The 21617-nt window shown below is 51.0% G+C and carries 19 protein-coding genes; 15 read left to right on the top strand and 4 right to left on the bottom strand.

Going from position 1 to position 21617, the window contains the following annotated elements; translation table 11 throughout:
- Window positions 1–587: 587 nt before the first annotated feature.
- From yidC to rpmH, 3 genes are all read right to left on the bottom strand, one after another.
- Entirely contained in the window at window positions 588–1421 is an 834-nt protein-coding gene (gene yidC / locus EKM99_RS10720; RefSeq protein ID WP_225419837.1) for a membrane protein insertase YidC, read from the bottom strand.
- An 11-nt stretch (window positions 1422–1432) separates the two neighbouring features.
- Window positions 1433–1789 (bottom strand): ribonuclease P protein component, encoded by a 357-nt coding sequence (rnpA, locus tag EKM99_RS10715; protein WP_125583415.1) that lies wholly within the window; start codon window positions 1787–1789, stop codon window positions 1433–1435.
- Window positions 1790–1884: 95 nt separating this feature from the next.
- Entirely contained in the window at window positions 1885–2019 is a 135-nt protein-coding gene (rpmH, locus tag EKM99_RS10710) for a 50S ribosomal protein L34 (RefSeq protein ID WP_081624573.1), read from the bottom strand.
- Between the two features lie 536 nt (window positions 2020–2555).
- On the opposite strand from rpmH, the gene dnaA reads away from it, so the two are divergent.
- The 15 genes from dnaA (at window position 2556) to rpsR (ending at window position 20178) form a co-directional block, all read left to right on the top strand.
- A complete protein-coding gene (gene dnaA, locus EKM99_RS10705) occupies window positions 2556–3914 on the top strand; it encodes a chromosomal replication initiator protein DnaA (RefSeq protein WP_125583414.1) in 1359 nt (452 codons plus the stop codon).
- 272 nt (window positions 3915–4186) lie between these two features.
- Entirely contained in the window at window positions 4187–5326 is a 1140-nt protein-coding gene (gene dnaN, locus EKM99_RS10700) for a DNA polymerase III subunit beta (RefSeq protein WP_125583413.1), read from the top strand.
- A 729-nt stretch (window positions 5327–6055) separates the two neighbouring features.
- Window positions 6056–6283 carry a S4 domain-containing protein YaaA gene (yaaA, locus tag EKM99_RS10695; RefSeq protein ID WP_125583412.1) on the top strand — a complete coding sequence of 76 codons (228 nt, stop codon included), beginning with the start codon at window positions 6056–6058 and terminating at the stop codon, window positions 6281–6283.
- Entirely contained in the window at window positions 6283–7434 is a 1152-nt protein-coding gene (gene recF / locus EKM99_RS10690) for a DNA replication/repair protein RecF (protein WP_125583411.1), read from the top strand. Before yaaA ends, recF begins: the two co-directional genes overlap by 1 nt.
- 3 nt (window positions 7435–7437) lie before the next feature.
- The gene (gyrB, locus tag EKM99_RS10685) at window positions 7438–9384 is read left to right on the top strand and encodes a DNA topoisomerase (ATP-hydrolyzing) subunit B (RefSeq protein ID WP_125583410.1); all 1947 of its coding nucleotides are present in this window, start codon (window positions 7438–7440) and stop codon (window positions 9382–9384) included.
- Window positions 9385–9472: 88 nt separating this feature from the next.
- Window positions 9473–12001: a DNA gyrase subunit A gene (gyrA, locus tag EKM99_RS10680; RefSeq protein WP_404819780.1), complete on the top strand. Its 2529-nt coding sequence runs from the start codon at window positions 9473–9475 to the stop codon at window positions 11999–12001.
- 189 nt (window positions 12002–12190) lie between these two features.
- A complete protein-coding gene (locus EKM99_RS15920) occupies window positions 12191–14620 on the top strand; it encodes a BspA family leucine-rich repeat surface protein (protein WP_191983315.1) in 2430 nt (809 codons plus the stop codon).
- A 260-nt stretch (window positions 14621–14880) separates the two neighbouring features.
- Window positions 14881–15168, top strand: coding sequence for a hypothetical protein (locus EKM99_RS10670; RefSeq protein WP_125583407.1), 288 nt, complete (start codon window positions 14881–14883; stop codon window positions 15166–15168).
- The gene (locus tag EKM99_RS10665) at window positions 15158–15937 is read left to right on the top strand and encodes a helix-turn-helix domain-containing protein (RefSeq protein ID WP_125583406.1); all 780 of its coding nucleotides are present in this window, start codon (window positions 15158–15160) and stop codon (window positions 15935–15937) included. The genes EKM99_RS10670 and EKM99_RS10665 overlap by 11 nt, the downstream gene beginning before the upstream one ends.
- A 215-nt stretch (window positions 15938–16152) precedes the next feature.
- Window positions 16153–16626 (top strand): FMN-binding protein, encoded by a 474-nt coding sequence (locus tag EKM99_RS10660; protein ID WP_125583405.1) that lies wholly within the window; start codon window positions 16153–16155, stop codon window positions 16624–16626.
- 12 nt (window positions 16627–16638) lie between these two features.
- The gene (locus EKM99_RS10655) at window positions 16639–17439 is read left to right on the top strand and encodes an FAD:protein FMN transferase (protein ID WP_125583404.1); all 801 of its coding nucleotides are present in this window, start codon (window positions 16639–16641) and stop codon (window positions 17437–17439) included.
- Window positions 17417–18706 (top strand): FAD-binding oxidoreductase, encoded by a 1290-nt coding sequence (locus tag EKM99_RS10650; protein WP_125583403.1) that lies wholly within the window; start codon window positions 17417–17419, stop codon window positions 18704–18706. Before EKM99_RS10655 ends, EKM99_RS10650 begins: the two co-directional genes overlap by 23 nt.
- 304 nt (window positions 18707–19010) lie before the next feature.
- Entirely contained in the window at window positions 19011–19307 is a 297-nt protein-coding gene (gene rpsF / locus EKM99_RS10645; protein WP_125583402.1) for a 30S ribosomal protein S6, read from the top strand.
- Between the two features lie 33 nt (window positions 19308–19340).
- Window positions 19341–19910 (top strand): single-stranded DNA-binding protein, encoded by a 570-nt coding sequence (gene ssb / locus EKM99_RS10640; RefSeq protein WP_125583401.1) that lies wholly within the window; start codon window positions 19341–19343, stop codon window positions 19908–19910.
- A 28-nt stretch (window positions 19911–19938) separates the two neighbouring features.
- Window positions 19939–20178 carry a 30S ribosomal protein S18 gene (gene rpsR, locus EKM99_RS10635; protein ID WP_048733694.1) on the top strand — a complete coding sequence of 80 codons (240 nt, stop codon included), beginning with the start codon at window positions 19939–19941 and terminating at the stop codon, window positions 20176–20178.
- A 155-nt stretch (window positions 20179–20333) separates the two neighbouring features.
- On the opposite strand, the gene EKM99_RS10630 is transcribed toward rpsR, so the two are convergent.
- Window positions 20334–21521: a metal-dependent hydrolase family protein gene (locus EKM99_RS10630; protein ID WP_125583400.1), complete on the bottom strand. Its 1188-nt coding sequence runs from the start codon at window positions 21519–21521 to the stop codon at window positions 20334–20336.
- Between the last annotated feature and the right edge of the window lie 96 nt (window positions 21522–21617).

Raw genomic sequence — 21617 nt, 5'->3', positions numbered from 1 at the left:
CTCAAAACTTATGCCGCATCATTAGCCTCAATGGTGCCGGTGTTTTGCGAAGAAAACGTGACTGGGGCGTGGTGAAAGCGTAACGGTTCCCTAAGTATTCCCTAACGAAATTAAATTCTTGCTAGGATTCACAATTTAGGGCCAGGTTTAACCTGAATTTGAGGTTGGCCGTGACCTTATTTGCGTGTTCAAACCGTAAGAAACCCTTAAGCCTAGCGAATTGGGGTCACAAATGTTGGATGAGTTTCGTTAGTACTCTATGTGAGCATTGTTGGGGATGATTGGCTTTTTGGCGGACTTGATTTTTGGTCCCCGATTTGAGCTCACTGGATTTGGGACCGGTTGGTTTAGAGCTAATTAGTTCAGGATCAGTTGTTTTAGGGCACGCACCACCGCTACCTTGTGAAAAGAGTGCGACCCAAGGCAGCCGACTCCGCTTAAAACTGATAGCCGAATAATCCAAGCCCGGGATTATCCGGCTATCAGCCTTAATGCTCGCCAGCTAAGCGCCTTTGGTCGCACTCTTTTCACAAAAAAAAGCCGCCCCACTTTCGTCAGGGCGACTCAGAAATGCATTTCAGTTGGTGTTACTTACGTTTGCTTTGCTTGGCCCGCCGAACAGCTTTCTTCACGGCGCGGTCATGCTGGTTCTTTTCCCTTTGTTTCTCATCGCGTTCCGCTTGAATCTTCCACGGATTTTGAATGAGTAAGGTTTGACCCACTTGGAAAATGTAGGAAACCGTCCAGTACAGTGACAGGGACGATGCAACGTTCAAGGCGGTGAAGAAGACCACCACCGGCATCCCCACAACCATCATCATGTTCATGGAGTTGGTTTCCGGTGCCGACTTGGTGGTTAACCACGAACTTGCGAACGTCGCTAACGCGGCCAAGATTGGCAAAATGAAGTACGGGTCCTTGTGGCCCAATTGTAACCACAGGAAAGTCCCGGACCGCAGAACGGCCGTCCGCCAAATGGCCTGGTACAAAGCCCAGATAATTGGCAGTTGAACCAAGGCTGGCAAGCACCCCATCAACGGATTGATGCCGGCTTCCGAATACAGCTTTTGCTGTTCGGATTGTAGCTTGGCCATGGTTTCACGGTCTTTAGACGAATATTTCTTTTGGAGGGCCTTTAATTGTGGTTGCACCTCTTGGGTCTTCCGCATGCTGCGCGTTTGGAAGATCATCAGTGGCAACAAGATCACCCGAATGATAATGGTGAAGACAATGATCCCGACACCGTAACTGCCGCCGAACAAGTTGGCCAACCAGATAATCGCCCGCGAGAAGTTTAAGACGATTAATCCGTCCCAGATCCCGGTACTTTGATTGGTGATTGGCTTATTGCTACAAGCAGAAAGGATAAAGACCAGACTCACAATGCCCAGCATAAGTAGGGTACGTTTGTACTTTTTCACGTTTTTCACGTTTATTCCTCGCTATAGTTGGAATCCAGTAGTTTCGCTAACTTCAACACGTGAATCATGCTGCTCTTCGCGTCGGGCATACTGATACCGTCCGCCCGGGGCCGCGCAATCACGAGAAAATCCACATCTTGTTTCAAATATGGCTTCAGCTCGAGAAGGCTCTGCCGGATCCGGCGCTTCACCCAATTACGGTGAACGGCGTTACCAATCTTTTTCCCGACGGAAATGCCGACCCGAAAGTGCTTTTGGTTAGGTTTTTCCATTGAGTAGACCACGAATTGCCGGTTTGCGACTGAATTCCTGGTTTCAAAGACCTGCTGAAATTCCGCTTCTTTCTTAATGCGGTAAGATTTTCGCATGTGCATCTCCAAAATTCTCGATTTACAGTCCGCGCGGGATTGGTGTTCCAGTCTCCCCGCAGATAAAATAAAAAGACCACTGAACCATCAGCGGCCTATGCAGACAATACTTTACGTCCCTTTTGACGGCGACGTGCTAATACTTGACGGCCATTACTAGTGCTCATGCGCTTGCGGAAGCCGTGGACACGGGAACGGTGACGTTTCTTTGGTTGGAAAGTGCGCTTCATCGTAAAATCTCCTCTCTGATCTATGACTATTTTTTATCTGGTGTTGCCAGACAAATACTAAATGCATTTCCTGAACATATTAGCATAAAAAAGAGAGAAATGAAACAGCAACTTTGAATTTCATTAAAAAAGTTGTGCCCAGTAAAATTTGTTTCATGCACTTTGCCTGTGGATAACTCTAGTTTTAAGGAAAAGTTATTCCGGACTTGCCAACCGAGTTATCCACCGTTCCACAGACTGTGAATTCTAAAAAAACAGGAATTGTGATTTCTGTGGATAACTTGTGAAACACTTACCGTTGTGCTATTCTTAGTTAGCTTGAACCTGTGCATAACTTTAGTCGCTTAAATTTATCCACAGATTTTTCCGACCCTGTGGATAACTCAATCCACTTCCTGTGAAACAATTATGCACACCTCGGAATACCCTGTGGAAAACTTTTTTTCTTCATGCTACACTGGACTTACGTTTTCGTTTGGGTGGAATCCGTCCAAACGCTAGATGAGATTTTAATTGAAAATTAGGGGGAAACATCAGTGCCAGATATGTTAACTTTGTGGACTGACATCAAGGCCTTGTTTGAGAAAAACAATTCCAAGACAGCCTACTCGACCTGGATCGAAACCGCCAAGCCGATTGCCTTAAACGGCAACAAATTAACGTTGGAACTCCCATCACCCCTGCATCGTGATTACTGGACCCATCAACACCTGGACCAGCAATTGGTAGAATACGCATACCAAGCCGTTCACGAAGATATTCAGCCCATCCTCATTTTGGAGGGCGAGCGCCAGCAACAAGCCACGCTCAAGGCCAAGACCGCGACCCCTGGGGAAGCTGTCTCGACAGAGCCGACGCCTACCTTTATGAAGGAAACGGCGCTGAATTCCCGCTACACATTTGACACTTTCGTTATCGGAAAAGGCAACCAGATGGCCCACGCTGCGGCCCTGGTGGTCTCCGAAGAACCCGGCGTGATGTACAATCCGCTGTTCTTCTACGGTGGCGTTGGTTTAGGCAAGACCCACTTGATGCACGCGATTGGCAATAAAATGCTGGAAGATCGCCCGGACACCAAGGTCAAATACGTGACTAGCGAGGCCTTCACGAACGACTTTATTAATGCGATTCAAACACGGACGCAGGAGCAGTTCCGTCAGGAGTACCGTAACGTTGATCTGCTACTGGTTGATGATATTCAGTTCTTCGCTAATAAGGAAGGAACACAAGAAGAGTTCTTCCATACATTCAACGCCCTTTACGACGACGGCAAGCAAATCGTGCTGACGTCCGACCGGCTACCTAACGAAATTCCCAAGCTCCAAGACCGCCTCGTTTCGCGGTTTGCTTGGGGTCTTTCCGTTGATATCACACCACCAGACTTGGAGACACGGATCGCCATTTTACGGAATAAGGCCGACGCCGACCAGATCGACATCCCCGACGATACGCTCAGCTACATCGCGGGTCAGATTGATTCCAACGTCCGGGAACTGGAGGGCGCCTTGGCCCGGGTTCAAGCCTACTCTCAGCTGATGCACCAGCCAATCACCACTGATTTGGCCGCGGAAGCCTTGAAGAGCTTGAACTTGGCCAATGCTAGTGATGCCATCACGATTCCTGTGATTCAAGACCGCGTCGCGAACTACTTCAACGTCTCACTCAAGGACTTAAAGGGGAAGAAACGTAAGAAAGCCATCGTCATGCCGCGGCAAATCGCCATGTACCTGTCACGCGAATTGACTGAGGCTTCACTACCCCGGATTGGCAATGAATTTGGCGGCAAGGATCACACGACCGTGATTCACGCCTACGACAAGATTACCGAATCCTTGAAAACTGATACCGAGTTGCAAAAGGACATCGAAAGTTTAAAAGACGAATTACGGCGCTAGCGTCAGATCGTCCCGGGTCAACCGAACATTTAGCAGACTCGCGACGGTCTTTTTGCGACCAACTGCGGTATGATTAAGCCAGTGAGCTAACGGTGCGTGTGGATAAGATTTCAAAAGCGTCAAAGTTATCCACAAGTTATCCACAGGTGGAAAGACTAGTAACACAGGCTGTTACGTAAAGTTATCCACAGAATACACCGCTCTACTACGGCTACTATTTTTTTCTTTTAATTAAGTTAAACAACACGCACCACGAAAAGGAGTGTCAGTTTATGAAATTCACCATCAACCGGGCCGCGTTCATCAAGGAACTGAACAACGTCTCCCGTGCCATCTCATCGAAGACGACGATTCCCATCTTATCGGGATTAAAAATCGTGGCTAGTGACGCTGGGTTACTTTTGACTGGTTCCAATGCCGATATCTCAATTGAAACCTTGATCCGGGCTGACGATCCAGACATTGGCTTGAACATTGACGAACCCGGTGCTATCGTATTGACGGCTCGCTTCTTTAGCGAAATCGTTAAACGGTTGCCTGAAAAGGAAATGACGGTCACAGTCAAAGATGGTTTCCAAACGGAGATCACCTCTGGTGCGGCGGCCTTCAACATCAACGGGCAAGACGCCAACAACTATCCCCATTTACCAGAAATTGATGCCGCTGACTCCGTTGTGCTGTCCGGCGCGGTCTTTAGAGAATTGATTGGGCAAACGGTTATCGCCGTGTCTAATCAGGAAAGCCGACCAATCTTGACGGGGGTTCATTTCGTCTTGGCCGACAACCAGTTCTTGGCGGTCGCCACGGACAGTCACCGCTTGAGCCAACGGCAAATTGCTTTGCCAACGCCAAGCGATGCCACGTTTGACGTGATCATCCCTGGGAAGAGTTTGACCGAATTATCCCGGATGATCGGTGACGACGACGCGGACGTGAAGATGCAATTTTCTGAGAACCAAGTGTTGTTCTTGCTGGGCGACACCTCGTTCTACTCCCGTCTGTTGGAAGGTAACTACCCCGATACGTCGCGGTTGATTCCAAAAGATGCGTCCACGACCGTTGAATTCGAAGCACCAGAATTATTGGCTGCCGTCGAACGGGCCTCACTGTTGTCTCACGAATCCCGGAACAACGTGGTTAAGCTCACGTTGACGCCGGCCGACAACCAGGTGACCATTTTCAGTAACTCACCCGATGTCGGAAACGTTGAAGAAGAGCTGGTGCCCAAGGCGCTGGACGGGGATGACCTCGAGATTTCGTTCAACCCTGATTACATGAAGGATGCGCTGCATTCGTTTGGCCAAAGCACGATTCGCGTCGCGTTCACGTCAGCGTTGCGGCCGTTCACCCTGGTGCCAACTGAAGATACCAGCAACTTTATCCAGTTGATTACGCCAGTACGGACGTTCTAAAATTTCACAAGCCGTTTCACAAGAGAATTCACAAGCGTCGTTTCCGGTTGCGGGGACGGCGTTTTTTCGTTGTTTGGAGTTGAGCAAATAGGGGATGGGGGCGATGGTTCGCAAGTTGTGGCGTTGGCGTTTGAAACGAACACCACTGACTGTTGTCTGCGGTTTGGTGTGCACGGGTGTTTGTCCGTGATGGGGGTCGTTGGCGGTTGTCGGATTTTTTTGGGAGGAGCCGGTTGCTAGTTAGTGCCAGTCGATTTTGTTTTGAGACAGACTGGTCATAGCCGACTCGCGAGCACTAGGTGTCTGGCTGACGACGAGCGGCGAAGGCAGTTGCTGTGGTCGCGGTTGGTTGCCAGCGATGAGCGTGGGTTTGGCTAGACGCAAGTGAGGTGGCAATGGACTGGTCGCAACTTGCCAGATTTTTCGGATCCTAACCTCAGCCAACCGGCTTAGTGAAAAGGCCCTAGTTTTCGGCCGTTTTGGGGTCATTGCGCGCGCACCTGACGGCAAAATTACGAAACATAACATTTTTTATTGAATTTGAGGTCAAAAATTAGGGATTTCCGCCATAACGGGGCTATTTTTGATTCTGAGCAAAGTTACCGGTATTTTGGAAAAAATATCAAGAATGGCATAAATCGGCTCAGACGCCAAAAATAAGGTAGTTAACCTGTACCTTTTGTTTAAAAAGCGGTATAATATAAGAGAAGAAAATTAAGGGGTGAAATTGTGAAAAAAGAAGTTTTCATTGACACGCCCTACATCACTTTGGGCCAAATGCTCAAGGAAGAATCCGTTATCAGTACGGGCGGACAAGCCAAATGGTACTTGCGGGAAAACACCGTAAACGTCAACGACGAACCAGATAACCGGCGCGGCCGCAAGCTGTATCCTAACGATACCGTCGACGTTCCTGAGACAGGATCATTTGTTATACGCTCAAAGCAGGGTGAATAATGTATTTGCAAGAGTTGCAGTTGCAGCATTTTCGCAACTACCCAACCGCTGATCTGCGGCTAGGTAAGGGTATCAACGTCTTGTTGGGTGAAAATGCACAAGGCAAGACCAATTTATTAGAGGCCATTTATGTGTTGGCGCTAACGCGCAGTCACCGGACGGCAAACGACCATGATCTGGTCAACTGGCAAGCCAAATCGGCGAAAGTCAGTGGCCGGGTGGTTAAAGCCGCCGGGACGGTCCCGTTGGAGCTGACTTTTTCACGTCAAGGAAAACGGGCAAAGGTCAATCACCTGGAACAGGCCCGGCTTTCTCAGTACGTGGGCCAATTGAACGTGATTCTATTTGCACCGGAAGATTTAGCCATCGTCAAGGGTGCGCCAGCCGTGCGCCGACGCTTCATGGACATGGAGTTCGGGCAAATGAACCCGCGTTACCTCTACAACCTGAGTCAGTACCGGACGCTCTTAAAACAACGAAACCGCTACTTAAAGGATCTCCAGCACAAGCAAAAAAAGGACCTCCTTTTTTTGTCGGTATTGTCTGATCAGTTGGCGGCCTACGGGGCAGAAATTATTGCCCAACGGTTGACGATGTTGCGGAAGTTGGAACACTGGGCGCAGGCGATTCACGCTGAGATTTCACAACAGCGGGAAGTCTTGACGTTTCATTACGCCACACAGGTGCCTGACGACCAGTTAACGGACGCCAAGACCATCTGTGCCGCATTGACGGCGCTCTACGAGAAACAGCGCGACAAGGAGCTCTACCAGGGGACAACGTTGGTGGGCCCCCACCGCGACGACTTGCATTTTCAGGTCAACGACAAGAATGTGCAAACGTTTGGGTCGCAGGGCCAGCAACGGACCACGGCGTTGAGCGTGAAGTTAGCTGAGATTGATTTGATGAAAGAAGAGACGGGCGAATACCCCGTGCTCCTGTTAGACGACGTGCTTTCAGAACTAGACGATGCCCGGCAGACTCACCTGCTGACGGCAATTCAGGATAAAGTCCAAACGTTTATTACCACCACCAGTTTGAGCGGGATCACCCGCCAACTGATTAAGGACCCGACCATTTTTCACGTGGCTGATGGCACCGTGGTGGCTGACGCGGCGCCAGACAACGACGCAGCAACAAAGGAGGATTAGGCAGTGGCTGATTACGAACATGAAACCAAAGCAGAACAGGCGAAAGAATACGATGCCAGCCAAATTCAAGTCTTAGAGGGCTTGGAAGCGGTTCGTAAGCGTCCCGGCATGTACATTGGCTCGACCAGCGCCCAAGGCCTGCACCACTTGGTCTGGGAAATTGTGGATAACGGGATTGATGAAGCCCTAGCAGGCTTTGCCGACGAAATTCACGTGACGGTCAACAAGGATAATAGTGTGACCGTGACCGATAATGGCCGGGGAATTCCCATCGATACTCAGAAGAAGACGGGGAAACCCGCACTGGAAACGGTCTTCACGATCCTGCATGCCGGTGGCAAATTCGGCGGTGGCGGGTACAAGGTTTCCGGTGGTCTGCATGGGGTTGGGGCTTCCGTTGTGAACGCCCTGTCGACTGAATTGGACGCCCAAGTTATTCGGGGTGGCAAGAAGTACGGCATTACCTTTAACCGTGGTCACGTGGTCAGCCCGATGCGCGTGATCGAAGAGGGTCTGCCGGAAGAACAACACGGCACCATCGTGCACTTCCTGCCAGATCCAGACATTTTCCGGGAAACGACGACGTTTGATATCAAGACGTTGACCACCCGGATTCGTGAATTAGCTTTCTTAAACAAGGGCTTGCGGATCACGATTCGTGACGAACGCCCAGAAAAGCCAACCGAAGACGACTTCCTCTACGAAGGTGGGATTCGCCATTACGTTGACTACTTGAACGAAAACAAAGAGACCCTGTTTGAGCCCCCCATTTACGTGGAAGGCCAAGAAAACGGGATCACGGTTGAAGTGGCTTTACAATACACTGATGATTATCACAACAACCTGTTGACCTTTACCAACAACATTCATACCTACGAAGGTGGGACCCATGAAGAAGGGTTCAAGCGGGCGCTGACGCGGGTCGTGAACGATTACGCGCGCCAGAACAAGCTGATGAAGGATAACGAACCCAACCTGACCGGGGATGACGTCCGTGAAGGCTTGACCGCCGTGGTTTCCGTCAAGCATCCGGATCCTCAATTTGAAGGGCAAACGAAGACTAAATTAGGGAACTCCGATGCCCGGACGGCCGTGGATCATACGTTTGCGGACCACTTTATGCGCTTCTTGATGGAACATCCGGACGTGGCGCGCAAGGTCGTGGACAAGGGGACGTTAGCCTCCAAGGCCCGGGTCGCTGCAAAACGCGCACGGGAAGTCACGCGGAAAAAGAGTGGGTTGGAAATCTCCAACTTACCTGGGAAATTGGCTGATAACACGTCCAAGGATCCTGCTATTTCCGAACTGTTCATCGTCGAAGGGGATTCCGCCGGTGGTTCTGCCAAGCAGGGCCGTTCACGGTTGACTCAAGCTATCCTGCCAATTCGGGGGAAGATTTTGAACGTGGAAAAGGCCTCCATGGACCGGATTCTGGCCAACGAAGAAATTCGTTCGCTGTTTACCGCCATGGGTACTGGCTTTGGCAATGATTTTGACGTGTCCAAAGCAAACTATCATAAATTAATTATTATGACCGATGCCGATGTCGATGGCGCCCATATCCGGACGCTCCTGTTGACACTGGTTTACCGCTACATGCGGCCGTTGCTAGATGCCGGTTACGTTTACATTGCTTGCCCACCGCTCTACCGGGTGCGTCAAGGGAAGATGCAACGTTACCTGGACACCGACAGCGAATTGAAGGAATTATTGGGACAATTACCACCAGCACCGAAGCCCCAAATTCAACGGTACAAAGGGTTAGGGGAAATGGATGCCGAACAACTTTGGGATACCACGATGAACCCTGAAAACCGGCGTCTCTTGCGGGTTGATGCGGACGATGCCATCAACGCGGACCAAGTCTTTAGCATGTTGATGGGCGATAAAGTCGCTCCCCGGCGTGAATTCATTGAGGACAATGCCACCTTTGCTGAGTTGGATGTTTAGCGTGTGTTAGGGAAGAACGGAGGGTAAAAATTTGGCTGATGATCACGAATATTTAGGTCGGATTACCGACGTTGACCTGTCACAAACCATGCGAACATCCTTCCTGGATTACGCAATGAGTGTGATTGTTCAACGGGCGTTACCAGACGTGCGGGATGGCTTGAAGCCAGTTCACCGTCGGATTTTATATGATATGCAAGAATTGGGGATCACGCCCGACAAACCATTCCGGAAATCTGCCCGGATGGTCGGGGATGTCCTCGGGAAATACCATCCACATGGAGATTCCGCCGTATACGAATCCATGGTGCGGATGGCGCAAGACTTCTCGTACCGTTACATGTTAGTCGACGGTCACGGGAACTTTGGGTCCGTCGATGGTGACGGGGCCGCTGCCATGCGGTATACCGAAGCGCGGTTGAGTAAAATCGCGATGGAAATGCTGCGTGACATCAACAAGGATACGATCGATTTCCAAGATAACTACGATGGGTCCGAAAGAGAACCCGTTGTCCTGCCATCACGGTTCCCGAACCTGCTAGTTAACGGGGCTTCCGGGATTGCCGTGGGGATGGCCACCAACATTCCACCGCACAACTTGACGGAAGTCATTAGTGCCCTGCACATTTTGATGGACAACCCAGATGCCACCCTGGCCGATTTGATGGAGGCCTTACCAGGTCCCGATTTCCCAACCGGCGGGATCGTCATGGGGAAAGCGGCCATTCGCCGGGCTTACGAGACCGGGAAGGGTACCATTACCTTACGGGCCAAAGTCGACATCGAAGAAGAAAAGAACGGCAAGCAACGCATTGTAGCCACGGAAATTCCGTACATGGTCAACAAGGCCAAGCTAATCGAACGAATCGCTGAACTTGCTCGGGACAAGCGGATCGAAGGCATCACGGATGTCAACGATGAAACCGACCGGACAGGGATGCGAATCGTGATCGACGTTCGGCGGGATGCCAGCGCCGAAGTCATTTTGAATAACCTGTACAAAATGACCTTGATGCAGACGTCCTTTGGAATCAACATGTTGGCCATCGTTAACGGTGCGCCTAAGGTGTTGGGCCTCAAAGCCATTTTGGAATACTACTTGGAATTCCAAATGGAAGTTATCCGCCGGCGGACCGAGTTTGAACTGAAAAAGGCTGAAGCCCGGGCCCACATCCTGGAAGGGTTGCGGATTGCGCTGGACCACATCGATGCCATTATCACGATTATTCGGCAGTCACAGACCGCAGAAATCGCGAAGAATGAATTGATGACGCGTTACAGCCTGTCAGACAAGCAATCACAAGCCATTTTGGACATGCGGTTGGTACGTCTGACCGGTTTGGAACGCGAAAAGGTCGAAAAGGAATACAACGATGTGATGGCGAACATCAAGGATTACAAGGAAATCTTGGCATCCAAGGAACGGCAACAGGCCATCATCTATCAAGAATTGTTAGACATTCAAAACAAGTTTGGGGACGCTCGTCGGACTGAATTAATGGTCGGTGAAGTGCTCAGCTTGGAAGACGAAGACTTGATCGCTGAAGAAGACGTCGTGGTTTCTTTGACCCATAACGGCTACATCAAGCGCTTGCCAACGTCTGAATTTAAGGCGCAGAACCGTGGTGGTAAAGGGGTTCAAGGCATGGGCGTGCACGATGATGATTTCATCGAACACCTCGTGGCCACTTCGACCCATGACATGCTGCTGTTCTTTACCAATACCGGAAAAGTCTACCGGATGAAGGGGTACGAAATCCCTGAATACGGACGGACAGCCAAGGGGATCCCAGTCATCAACCTGCTCGGCATCAATACCGACGAGCACGTTCAAGCTGTAATCAACGTGGCGAACCCCGGTAACAACGGCCAACGCGACTTGTTCTTTACCACCGTGCAAGGAACCGTTAAGCGGACGCCGGTTGATGAATTTGCCAATATCCGGAGTAATGGTCTGAAGGCCATTAACCTGAGGGAAGACGATGAACTGATTGACGTCGACATTATCAACGCCGAAGCCAACATGATCATCGGGACCCATCTGGGCTATGCGGTCAGCTTTGCGGCTGCGGACGTCCGTTCTATGGGTCGTTCAGCCTCCGGTGTGCGGGGAATTCGCCTGCGCGACAGCGATTACGTGATTGGTGCCAGCGTCCTGAAGCCGGATAGCCACGTGTTTGTCATTTCCGAAAAGGGTTATGGGAAGCAAACGGCTGCCAGCGAGTACCCAATCAAGGGCCGGGGCGGTAAAGGAATCAAGACCGTGAACGTGACCGCGAAGAACGGGCCGTTAGCTGGTTTGACTACGTTAGACGGTGAAGAAGACCTGATGTTGGTGACCAACAAGGGTGTGATGATCCGCTTTAGTGGGGCCGATGTTTCTGAAACCGGTCGGGCAACCTTAGGGGTTCACCTGATTCGGTTGGCCGACGACGCCGCCGTGGCCACCATGGCGAAGGTCGACAAGGAAGACGACACGCCAGATGACGCTACCGCCGCAACTGCGGAGACGCCTGCTGCAAACGCTGACGAACCTGCCAGTGATGCCGCAACGACGACCCCAGTAGCCAACGATGGTGACACTGAGACGCCGGATTCTGATGCGCCAGAAGCTTAAATTTAATCTGATTTTGAAGGGTTCCTGCCAAGTGGCGGGAACCCTTTTTCTTTTGCTCACTGCCATGCAAACAGTCATCGCTGAATATGATTTAAATTGTGAATGATTGTAGTGGCTTTTCATCGTGTAAGCAGGTATACTCGCTCTAGACCGGAACTTTCGACAGAATTCGACGTAGAGGAGGATATTTTGAAAATTCAGGGGATGCAACAGACGCAGCGGCAGATGGCCAATATGGTGAAGGGAAGTCTTATTCTTGGGTTCGCAGCCCTGGGTGTGATGACCTGGCAATTGCCAACGCAAGCAGATACGAAAATGTTAAACGGTGAAACTTCTAATGCGGTAAAAGAAGAGTCTGATGAAATTACTGGGAAGGTGGGGACATGTCCGTGGTCATTGCGCTCTGGTGTCCTCAGGATCGGTGCGGGTAAATTGGTGGAAGGCGGGAATTGGTATAAGTATGCGGATCAGATTCGGGAGATTCAGATTACGGGGCGGGTGGTGCTACCGGAAGATGCGCTTAGGCTATTTAGCTCGCTGGCACATTTACAGCGATTCACCGGCGCCCAGAACATTGATACCAGTCAGGTGGTCGATATGTCTTTCATGTTCCAGTACGATTCCGAACTCAAAGCATTGGACTTACGGGGCTGGGATGTCCGCCAGGTTGAGTCGATGACGGAGATGTTTGAACGTGATGGAGCCTTACAGGAGTTACACGTGGCGGATTGGCAAACGCACGCGTTGGTTTGGGTGGACGGATTATTTTTAGGTAGCGGCCTATCGACATTGGATGTCAGCAAGTGGGACGTGCGTCACGTGGAACACATGGAGTTTATGTTCAATGGCATGAGCAATCTCACGGACTTAGATTTAGGCCAGTGGCAAACGACAAACGTGCAGGATATGAGCGGCATGTTTGCCGAGGACCATCAGCTGACCGAGCTACACGGGTTGGCGCAGTGGGACACCAGCCAGGTCACGTCACTGGATGGCATGTTTATGGGGACGTCAATCGAATCGCTGGATTTGCACCGTTGGGATGTGCGGCAAGTGCGGAACATGGACAAGGTCTTTTGGCGTTGCAATCAGTTAACCAGATTGAACGTGCGGGGCTGGCAAACGGGGCGGGTTACCAACATGGCCATGATGTTTCAGTGGGTACCGGCTCGGGAATTGGCGATTGGGGACTGGGATGTGAGCCAGGTCACGGACATGAACCAAATGCTCGCCCAGACGGGGGCAACAACGCTGGATCTACATAAGTGGGACGTACGGAACGTGGTGAATTTTGAACAAATGTTGACCAATTCTACGGCTACGACGGTGAATGTGAGTGGGTGGCAGACGAGTCATGCGGGCAGTATGCAGAAATTATTTATGGGCGCAGCAGCGACGAGCCTGGATTTGTCTGGTTTTGACATGCGCCATTTGGACTACCGTGACAATCCCATGGGGCCGTACTGGGATGAGGGCCGCGTAGAGCTGATGTTAGCGAATATGCCGAATCTAAAGGTCCTAAAATTTGGTAAGCAAAATTACTTACGTGATCAAAATGGGTTCACGGTTGGCTTGAGCAATTTTAAGTCAGAGTATGATGACACCATCCGGATAAATTGGCATGATACCGACCAGTGGCAAGCGATTGGGTCAGGAACGGCCGCTAATCCAGCTGGCCCGAGTTTACCGGTTAAGCAGTTGGAGACGCAGTTTACCTCCGAAATGGCTGGGACCTACGTGCGGGTTCCCCGCTCTGGGGCAATCCGGGTAGAGTATCGTGAGGCAGAGACGGAGACCTATTTGGGCGGCAAGTCGTTAACGGGCAAATACGGGGCAGCTTTTGTGGTCACACCCCCCGTGATTGCTGGCTATCAGTACCAGTCGAGTTCGCGGCCGCCAGCTGGAACTTTTGACACGGCTGGACAACTGATCACGTTATATTACCAAAAGCGACCGGCTGAAGGGGTCGTCAATGTGACTTACCTTGATGCTGATAACGATAAGCACATGCTGGGGACCCGGTCGTTTAGTGGAAAAATTAACACGCCATTTACGCTGGATCAGCTGATTACGCCAGCTGAAACGAGTTTTCTGACTGGCTATGTGTATCGTCACGGCAATATAACGGGGACGGGTGGCCTGTATCGGACTGCTCCCCAGGCGGTTCGCTTGTATTTTCAAAAGGTGACGCCGAACCCAACACCAACACCAACACCAACACCAACACCAACACCAACACCAACACCAACACCAACACCAACACCAACACCAACACCTGTCATTTCGACACCGCAACCTGAGCCACAACCAGGGGGTCAAGCCGCAACGATGACGCCCGAACCGCAGCCAAGTTTGCCGGTTCAAACAGGAAACAGACAAGAGCCAAGTCAAGGGGATGCGGACGATAAGCCGGTGGCCAGCGCAGCGAAACGTCCGGTGAAATCGGCACAACAGCAAGCTAGTCCGCGGAAATCAGTGGTGACTCATGGTCAAATAGGCGTCACGAAGAAAGAGACAATACTACCCGCAACCAGTGAGTCCCGGCAGAATCTGTTAGAATTTGTGGGGAGCGGTTTAATCATCCTGTTGGGACTGCATTGGTGGCGACATCAGGAGTAACGTAAGTGTTCATCGTGGGACGCTGTCACTGGACGGCGTCTCATTTTTTGAAAAAACAACTCATGGTTAGCAGTAATAGTCTGCAAAAATCTATATAATATTCTTAATTTTTTCGGTTGCTAGAAACGTGTTATATCAGTATTTCAATATTAAATATTTAAATAATTGTATATGGTTCAACGTATTTACTTTATCTGTCAGCTCTGGTATCTTTGCATTAACGATAACGTTTCGGGGCAATGGACGAGGAGGATGGGGTAATGACGCGAGTAGAAAGTCGGCTTGAACAATTTTGTTGTGCCGTGATGGGCGCACAGGCCGTGAAACAGGTCGTGCAGGAGAACGCGAGTTGGTGCTGGGTCCGGTTACAGCCGGCCAACATGATCGATTTGTGCCTATTAGTGGCTAAGTTAGGCCACCGACGCACCAAGTTTGAGACGGTACCTGTGCTCTATGCAAATGGCGATCTGGACCATATTCAACTACACGTCTTCCTACTAGAAAGTCCCGAGCTAAGCGCTTGGTTGGAGGCTGACCATGAAGCCTGAAGCCGTTGGTACTTACTTACAAACGCGGCGACACCAGCAGGGACTGGCTCTCACGGCCTTGGCTACGCGGCTCTGTCCGTTAAATGTGCTCGCCGCCATCGAACAGGGGCAACAGGCTCCTAGTGTGGCGCAATTGACCCAGCTCTACCATCAATTAGGTATTCCGCGCAATCAGCCATTGCCACAGGCCTATCCGATTCACCGTCTGCCAATATTTAACCAAAAGCTGCAGAATTGGTGGCAAACACAGAACTACGGCGAACTAGTGGCAAATATTGCCGCTGGGGAGGCCCTGCATCAATTGACGACCGACAGTGACCGGCAAGCCGTGTTGTTTTATTATGGCCAATCGTTGGCAGCAATCGGGGATGTCGACGCCGCGCAGCTCCATTTGCGTGCCGGCTTGATGTTCATGACGCCCCAGCAGCCGCAGACGTATCATTCATTGGATCTGTTATTAATGGCGGCGGAAAATGCCGTGGACGTTCAGCTTAGCCGCGAACCTAACGTCCGGGGATTTGAACGCGCCGTGACCATTATCCGCGCCGAACGGGTGGTGGATGAACCCATTAACCTGCCGTTCGTGTATTATCAGTACGCGCAAAGCTTACTCCAGTTGGGCCGACCTGCCGCAGCCGTGCAGGTGCTACAAGAGGGGCTTGCTTGGGCGGTGGCCCACCAAGTCACCTACTTGTTGCCAGACAGCTACCTGTTGCTAGCATTAGCTCGTCAAATGAGCCAAAGTACTGGCGTAACGGCGACTGAGTAGTTGATTAGGTGACCCAACGAATAGCCAAATCAGTCGATACCGAACCTTAAAATTAGCCTAAACCCGCCAATCGCTGAAGGGCTAGAACCCGTATAAACACTAGACTAGCTAGTTAACTGATAGAATAATTATTTTCCTCTAAGAAAATCTCATGATTTTGACGAACCCATCTTTCTATAATGACGATAATCATTAAGAAAGCGGGCGTGAGGTCAATGCTTAAAAAAATTATTGGTACCAGCTTGTCCTTTGTGGTGGCCGTGGCGATGGCTATCGACGGTTACTTAGTCTTTTGGAAGCCCCACGAAACCAGCCAAGCACAAACGACTAGTCAGACCAGCCAGCAGGCGCAGTCTAAATCCAGTTCCAGTACGACCGCCAGCAGTAGCGTGAGCAGTCAGGGTAAATTTAAGAATGGCACCTACACTGGTAAAGCCACCAGTACGCAGTGGGGCGACGTTCAGGTCAAGGTAACCGTGAGTGGTGGTGATTTGGCCAAAATTACGGTCCTGCAGTCACCGAATACGAATCAAAAATCAATCGGCATTAATCAACAAGTCTTACCGACGTACAAGAAAGAAGCGCTGAAAGCGCAGAGTACCAAGATTCAACAGGTTTCCGGTGCGACGGAAACATATAAAGGTTTCACTGGCTCGCTCCAGAACGCTTTGAACCAAGCAGAGGCTTAGGAGGGCGAGCTTATGAGTAAAAAAACGACGTATCATTTTCCCAATACAGTCATTAACTTGATAAATATCCCGTTTACAATCACGTTTGCGGTTCGCGAAGTGTCACCGGCCGTTGAAATTCAGTTGAATCTGGTGACGGAAGAAATTTACCATGAATTACAGACGGTGGATGCGACCTTTTCCCCGTTTCGTGCGGATTCGCTGGTTCGCCGGTTTCAAGCTGGCGATTGGCGCCTGTTGACGGAGAACGCCGATTTCAGTGAGGTTTACGGCCGCTGTGCCGCGGCTGAAAAGGCGACCCAGGGATTCTTTGACCCCCTCTTTGCGGGCACCTATGATCCCACGGGATTGGTGAAAGGGTGGGCCATTGAGCGGGCCTATAACCGACACTTGGCCCCACTTCTGGCAGAGCCCGCGATAATTGGGGTGGCCCTCAACGGTGGCGGGGATATGCAGTTGGGCGTACAACCTTATCAGGATTTCAGCTGGGGCGTAGGCATTGAAAATCCCCAGAATCTTCAGGAAGTCATTGCCAGTTACCAATTAAAAAATGCTGCAGTGGCGACTTCCGGCTATGCGAAACGGGGCACCCACATCAAACCAGCCGCGGTGATGCCACTCCAACAGGTCACGGTTGTGGCCGACCACCTCGTCGATGCCGATGTCTGGGCAACGGCGGGGATGGCTGCCGGCGAAACGGCGTTCAAGCCCCTGATTGCGGCGCAACAACTAAGCGGCCTATTGGTTACTGACCAGGAGTTGGTTGGTTTTGCGGAAGGGCGGTGGGCTCATGCTCAAGAAGCATCGCTATAGTCTGGGATTATTCTGGCTGATTGCCATCTTTGTGCTCCCCCTGCCATTCCTGCAAACGGTGACGCAGGGCTTACCGGCATTGTATCGAAGCGAACTCCTAGCGATTGATTGGGGCGTCATCGCTTACGTGTGGTTCCTGTTGGCCATTTATCTGGGAACCCGGCCAAAGTGGCTCGATCGCCTGGTGGGCTTGCCCAGCATGTATCTCCTGCACGGCATTTTAAGTATTGCGGCCATCGGGTTGGCTTACCTACACAAGAGTGGCACGCAGTCGACCGGCTGGATTAAAACGACCGGTGACTGGGCATTTGATCTCTTTTTAGGGCTGATGCTCTACTCCTGCCTCTTCATGGCAGGGTGGCTGACCAGCCGAATTCCGCCCATTGCCCGCGCGAAGAAGTGGCTAGAGCGGGTCTTTCGCCACGAGATTTCGGTCTGGCTGCACCGCTTGAATTTGGTTGCAGTCGGCTTGGTCTTTATTCACGTGCAATTAATCAGCTACATCACAGCCATCACGCCATTCATGTGGTGGTTCGATGGGGCCACGGCGTTTGTGTTAGTGACCTATTTGTGGGCGAAATTTGGCGCACCACAAACCTGGCGAACGGGCACCCTAATTGTCAATCAGACGGTGGCTGACAACGTTCAGGAGCTAGTGGTCCAGTTACCTCAGCGCCGGCCAATGAATCTGCGGGCGGGTGATTACGTCTTTATGGCGGTCCCCAGTATTGCTGGGCTACACGAGATGCATCCGTTCTCGTTGGTCAACGTGCCAGACGACCAGCAACAGTTGCGTTTGGCGATTCGGGGGGATGGTGATTTCACCCAAAAGCTCTCCCAAGTGCCGTTGAAGACGGCGGTTAAGATCGACGGCGGCTATGGCCGGTATGCGGCATTCTTAGCCGATCAACCGGCGGATGCCCCCATCATCATTTTAGCGGGTGGCATTGGCGTGACGCCCCTCTTAAGCGTCGTGGCGGATCATCCGGAGCGTACGATTCACTTTTTCTACACGGCGCACCGGGAAAGTGATTTGCTGTATCCCGAATTGTTGAGGGCGTATCAGCAACGGCCAACCTTTACGATGACGCAGCAGGTCGGCCGCCTAAAGGCTACGGCGGTTTGGCCAACATTACCGGCTGATTGGTCGCGCACGAGCGTGATCCTGATTGCGGGCCCGGCTAAGATGATGCGCTACTGGCGACGAGAACTTCGGCACCAAGGCGTGTGGCCGGGGCAAATTTACACGGAGGAATTTAACTGGTAAAGGTTTCTGGGGCTGACTCAGGGCTGAGTGACAGTTGATTTTTCGAGAAACGTTCCCGGTTTGATGGCGTTTGTGGAACTTCGAAAAAGTTTTTCGAATTTTTTTCAAAATAAAAAAACAAACGCGGCTTTTTTACGGAGTTAACCTATGTAACGTAAGCAGCAACCCATCGGTCGGCCCCGATTTGCTTAAGATTGTTTTTTATGCTATACTACTAGCTTGTGAGTATCTGGCTTACGCTAGTGTCTCTCCTTGCTTCCGCATTGCAGCGGGGGCCTGAAGTCCATAAGGAGGTGTAACATTCATGGAATCTACTAAATACGAAATCACCTACATCATTCGTCCAGACCTTGACGATGCCGCTAAGACCGCTTTGGTTGAACGCTTCGACAACTTACTGACCGAAAATGGTGCAGAATTGATCAACTCGAAAGACTGGTCAAAGCGTCGATTCGCCTACGAAATCGGTGGCTTTAACGAAGGTATCTACCATGTTATCACGTTAAACGCAACTGATGATGCAGCTTTAAACGAATTCGACCGTTTAGCCAAGATCAATGACAGTATCTTACGTCATATGATCGTCAAACGCGAAGACTAATTTAAACTTTAACTTGAGAGGAGTTATTCAGCAATGATCAACCGAGTAGTGCTTACTGGCCGACTGACACGGGATGTTGACTTACGTTATACCCAAGGCGGTGCTGCTGTTGCCACCTTTACGCTGGCTGTTGATCGGCGGTTCACCAACAAAACGGGTGAACGGGAAGCTGATTTCGTAAGTTGCGTCATCTGGCGCAAGTCCGCGGAAAACTTTGCTAACTTCTTCCACAAGGGTTCCCTTGTTGGAATTGAAGGACGCATCCAGACCCGGAATTACGAAAATCAACAAGGCCAACGTGTTTACGTGACCGAAGTTGTTGTCGAGGACTTTTCGTTCCTTGAACCGCGTTCTCGCAACGCCAACAACGAAGGTGGTAACTACAATGGTGGTTCCGCGAATAATGCTCCTCAGCAAAATCAGAATCAAAATGCCAACCCGTACACGAGTGGGAATTCGGCGCCAACGTCGAATCCAACTCAACCTACGATACCGAATCCGGTGAATAACAATCAGGGGAACACTGGGAACAATAACTCAGCCGATCCGTTTGCCAATTCCGGTGATTCAATTGACATTTCCGATGATGATTTACCGTTCTAAACACTAAATATCGAGGAGGGAATATCTCATGGCAGGACAACGTCGTGGCGGCCGTCGCCGTCGGAAGGTTGATTTTATTGCAGCCAACCACATCGAATACATTGATTACAAAGACACTGACTTATTACGTCGGTTTATCTCAGAACGAGGCAAGATTTTACCTCGCCGGGTTACTGGCACCAGTGCTAAAAACCAACGTAAGTTAACCATCGCTATCAAGCGTTCACGGATTATGGGCTTAATGCCTTTCGTCAGTGAAGAAGGTTAATTAAAACCGAAATGAGACCAACTACAGAAATGTGGTTGGTCTTTTTTTTAATCACTGGAGATCAACGGCAGAGATGTGGTTGGCCCTTTTATTAAAAAAGTCATGCACCAACACGAGGACCCGGATCCTCCGCTGGCGCATGGCTCTTCAATTTTCTAAAATTCGCGCTGACCACCCATGTAGACTTGCTTATCGGCTTGTTTGACGTTGGCCGTGTCCGCTAGTGGATCTGCTTTTAAGACCTGGAAGTCAGCGAACTTGCCCACCTCTAGCGTCCCGTATTCCTGGTCGACACCTAAGAGAGCTGCCGAATTCAAACTGGAGCACTGGTAGGCCTGGGCTGGCGTCATGCCCACCCGTGTCAACAGACCGAATTCGTCTGGCGTTAGGTTAAAGCCGTTGAAGGGGGTACCGGCGTCGGTTCCGCAGGTGAATTTGACGCCGAGCTCGAAAGCACGTTTCAAATTCACGTAGGTATCGTCTAAAGCATCCGCACATTTTTTCACTTCCCAGTCCGGGAGTACGTCCTTGCCAAATGCCGGAATCGTCCACTCGGCAATCAGCGTGGGTGTTAGGTAGGTGCCCTGTTTCACCATCTGCTGGGCCTCGTCCGCGGTCACGTAGAAGCCGTGTTCGATGGAGTCAACACCAGCATCCAGCGCATTTTGAATGCCAGGATTCCCTTCCGCGTGGGCTGCGACCAACCGCCGTTTGTGATGGGCTTCTTCAACGGCTGCTCGCATTTCGGCCACGGAAAGTTGGGGGTCCTCCATGAAATCGTTGGGCGTCATGACGCCTCCGGTTGCCATCACTTTGACCGTTTCGGCGCCGGCTTTAAAGGCCTGGCGGACGCTCTTGCGCATTTCATCGGGGGAATCGACCAGGTAGGCGGCGTGCGGGGCATCCCCGTGACCGCCAGTCATGGAGAAGGCGCGTCCAGAGGCTAGCATGTGCGGGGTGTGGGGCAGGAGTCCCTGTTGTTGCAGGCGCTTGAGCTTGATGTCGGCGTCATAGGTCGTGCCACACTGTCGGATGTAAGTGACACCGGATTTCAGGAGTGTTTGCAAATTCTGGTAGGCAAAGACGGCAACCTCAGATTCGGATTGGCCGAACTGGCCGCTGAAGGAGTCGGGACTCAGCGTGACGTGGGTGTGAACGTTGAAGAAGCCGGGCATCACAAACTGATTCTCAAGATTGACCTGATGATCGGCAGGCGCCGGTGTTCCTTGGCCACGGTCGACGAGTTTACCGGAAGTGCCATCCACAGTGAACCAGGCGTCGGGTTTATTCTGATCGCCAGCGCCGTCGAATAAAGTGAAGTTGAAGAAAGTTGTTTTCGTCATAATAGTTTCCTCCTAGAGTTAGTTAGTGAAGATTTTTAATTGATGGTTTAGCAATTGCAAGAGTGAACATAATCAGATTGAAGATTGACGGGATGG

This window comes from Levilactobacillus cerevisiae, assembly GCF_003946245.1.
Classification (GTDB): Bacteria; Bacillota; Bacilli; order Lactobacillales; family Lactobacillaceae; genus Levilactobacillus; species Levilactobacillus cerevisiae.
Note: the sequence above shows the minus strand (reverse complement) of the source record. Positions and strands in the feature narration are given on the sequence as shown.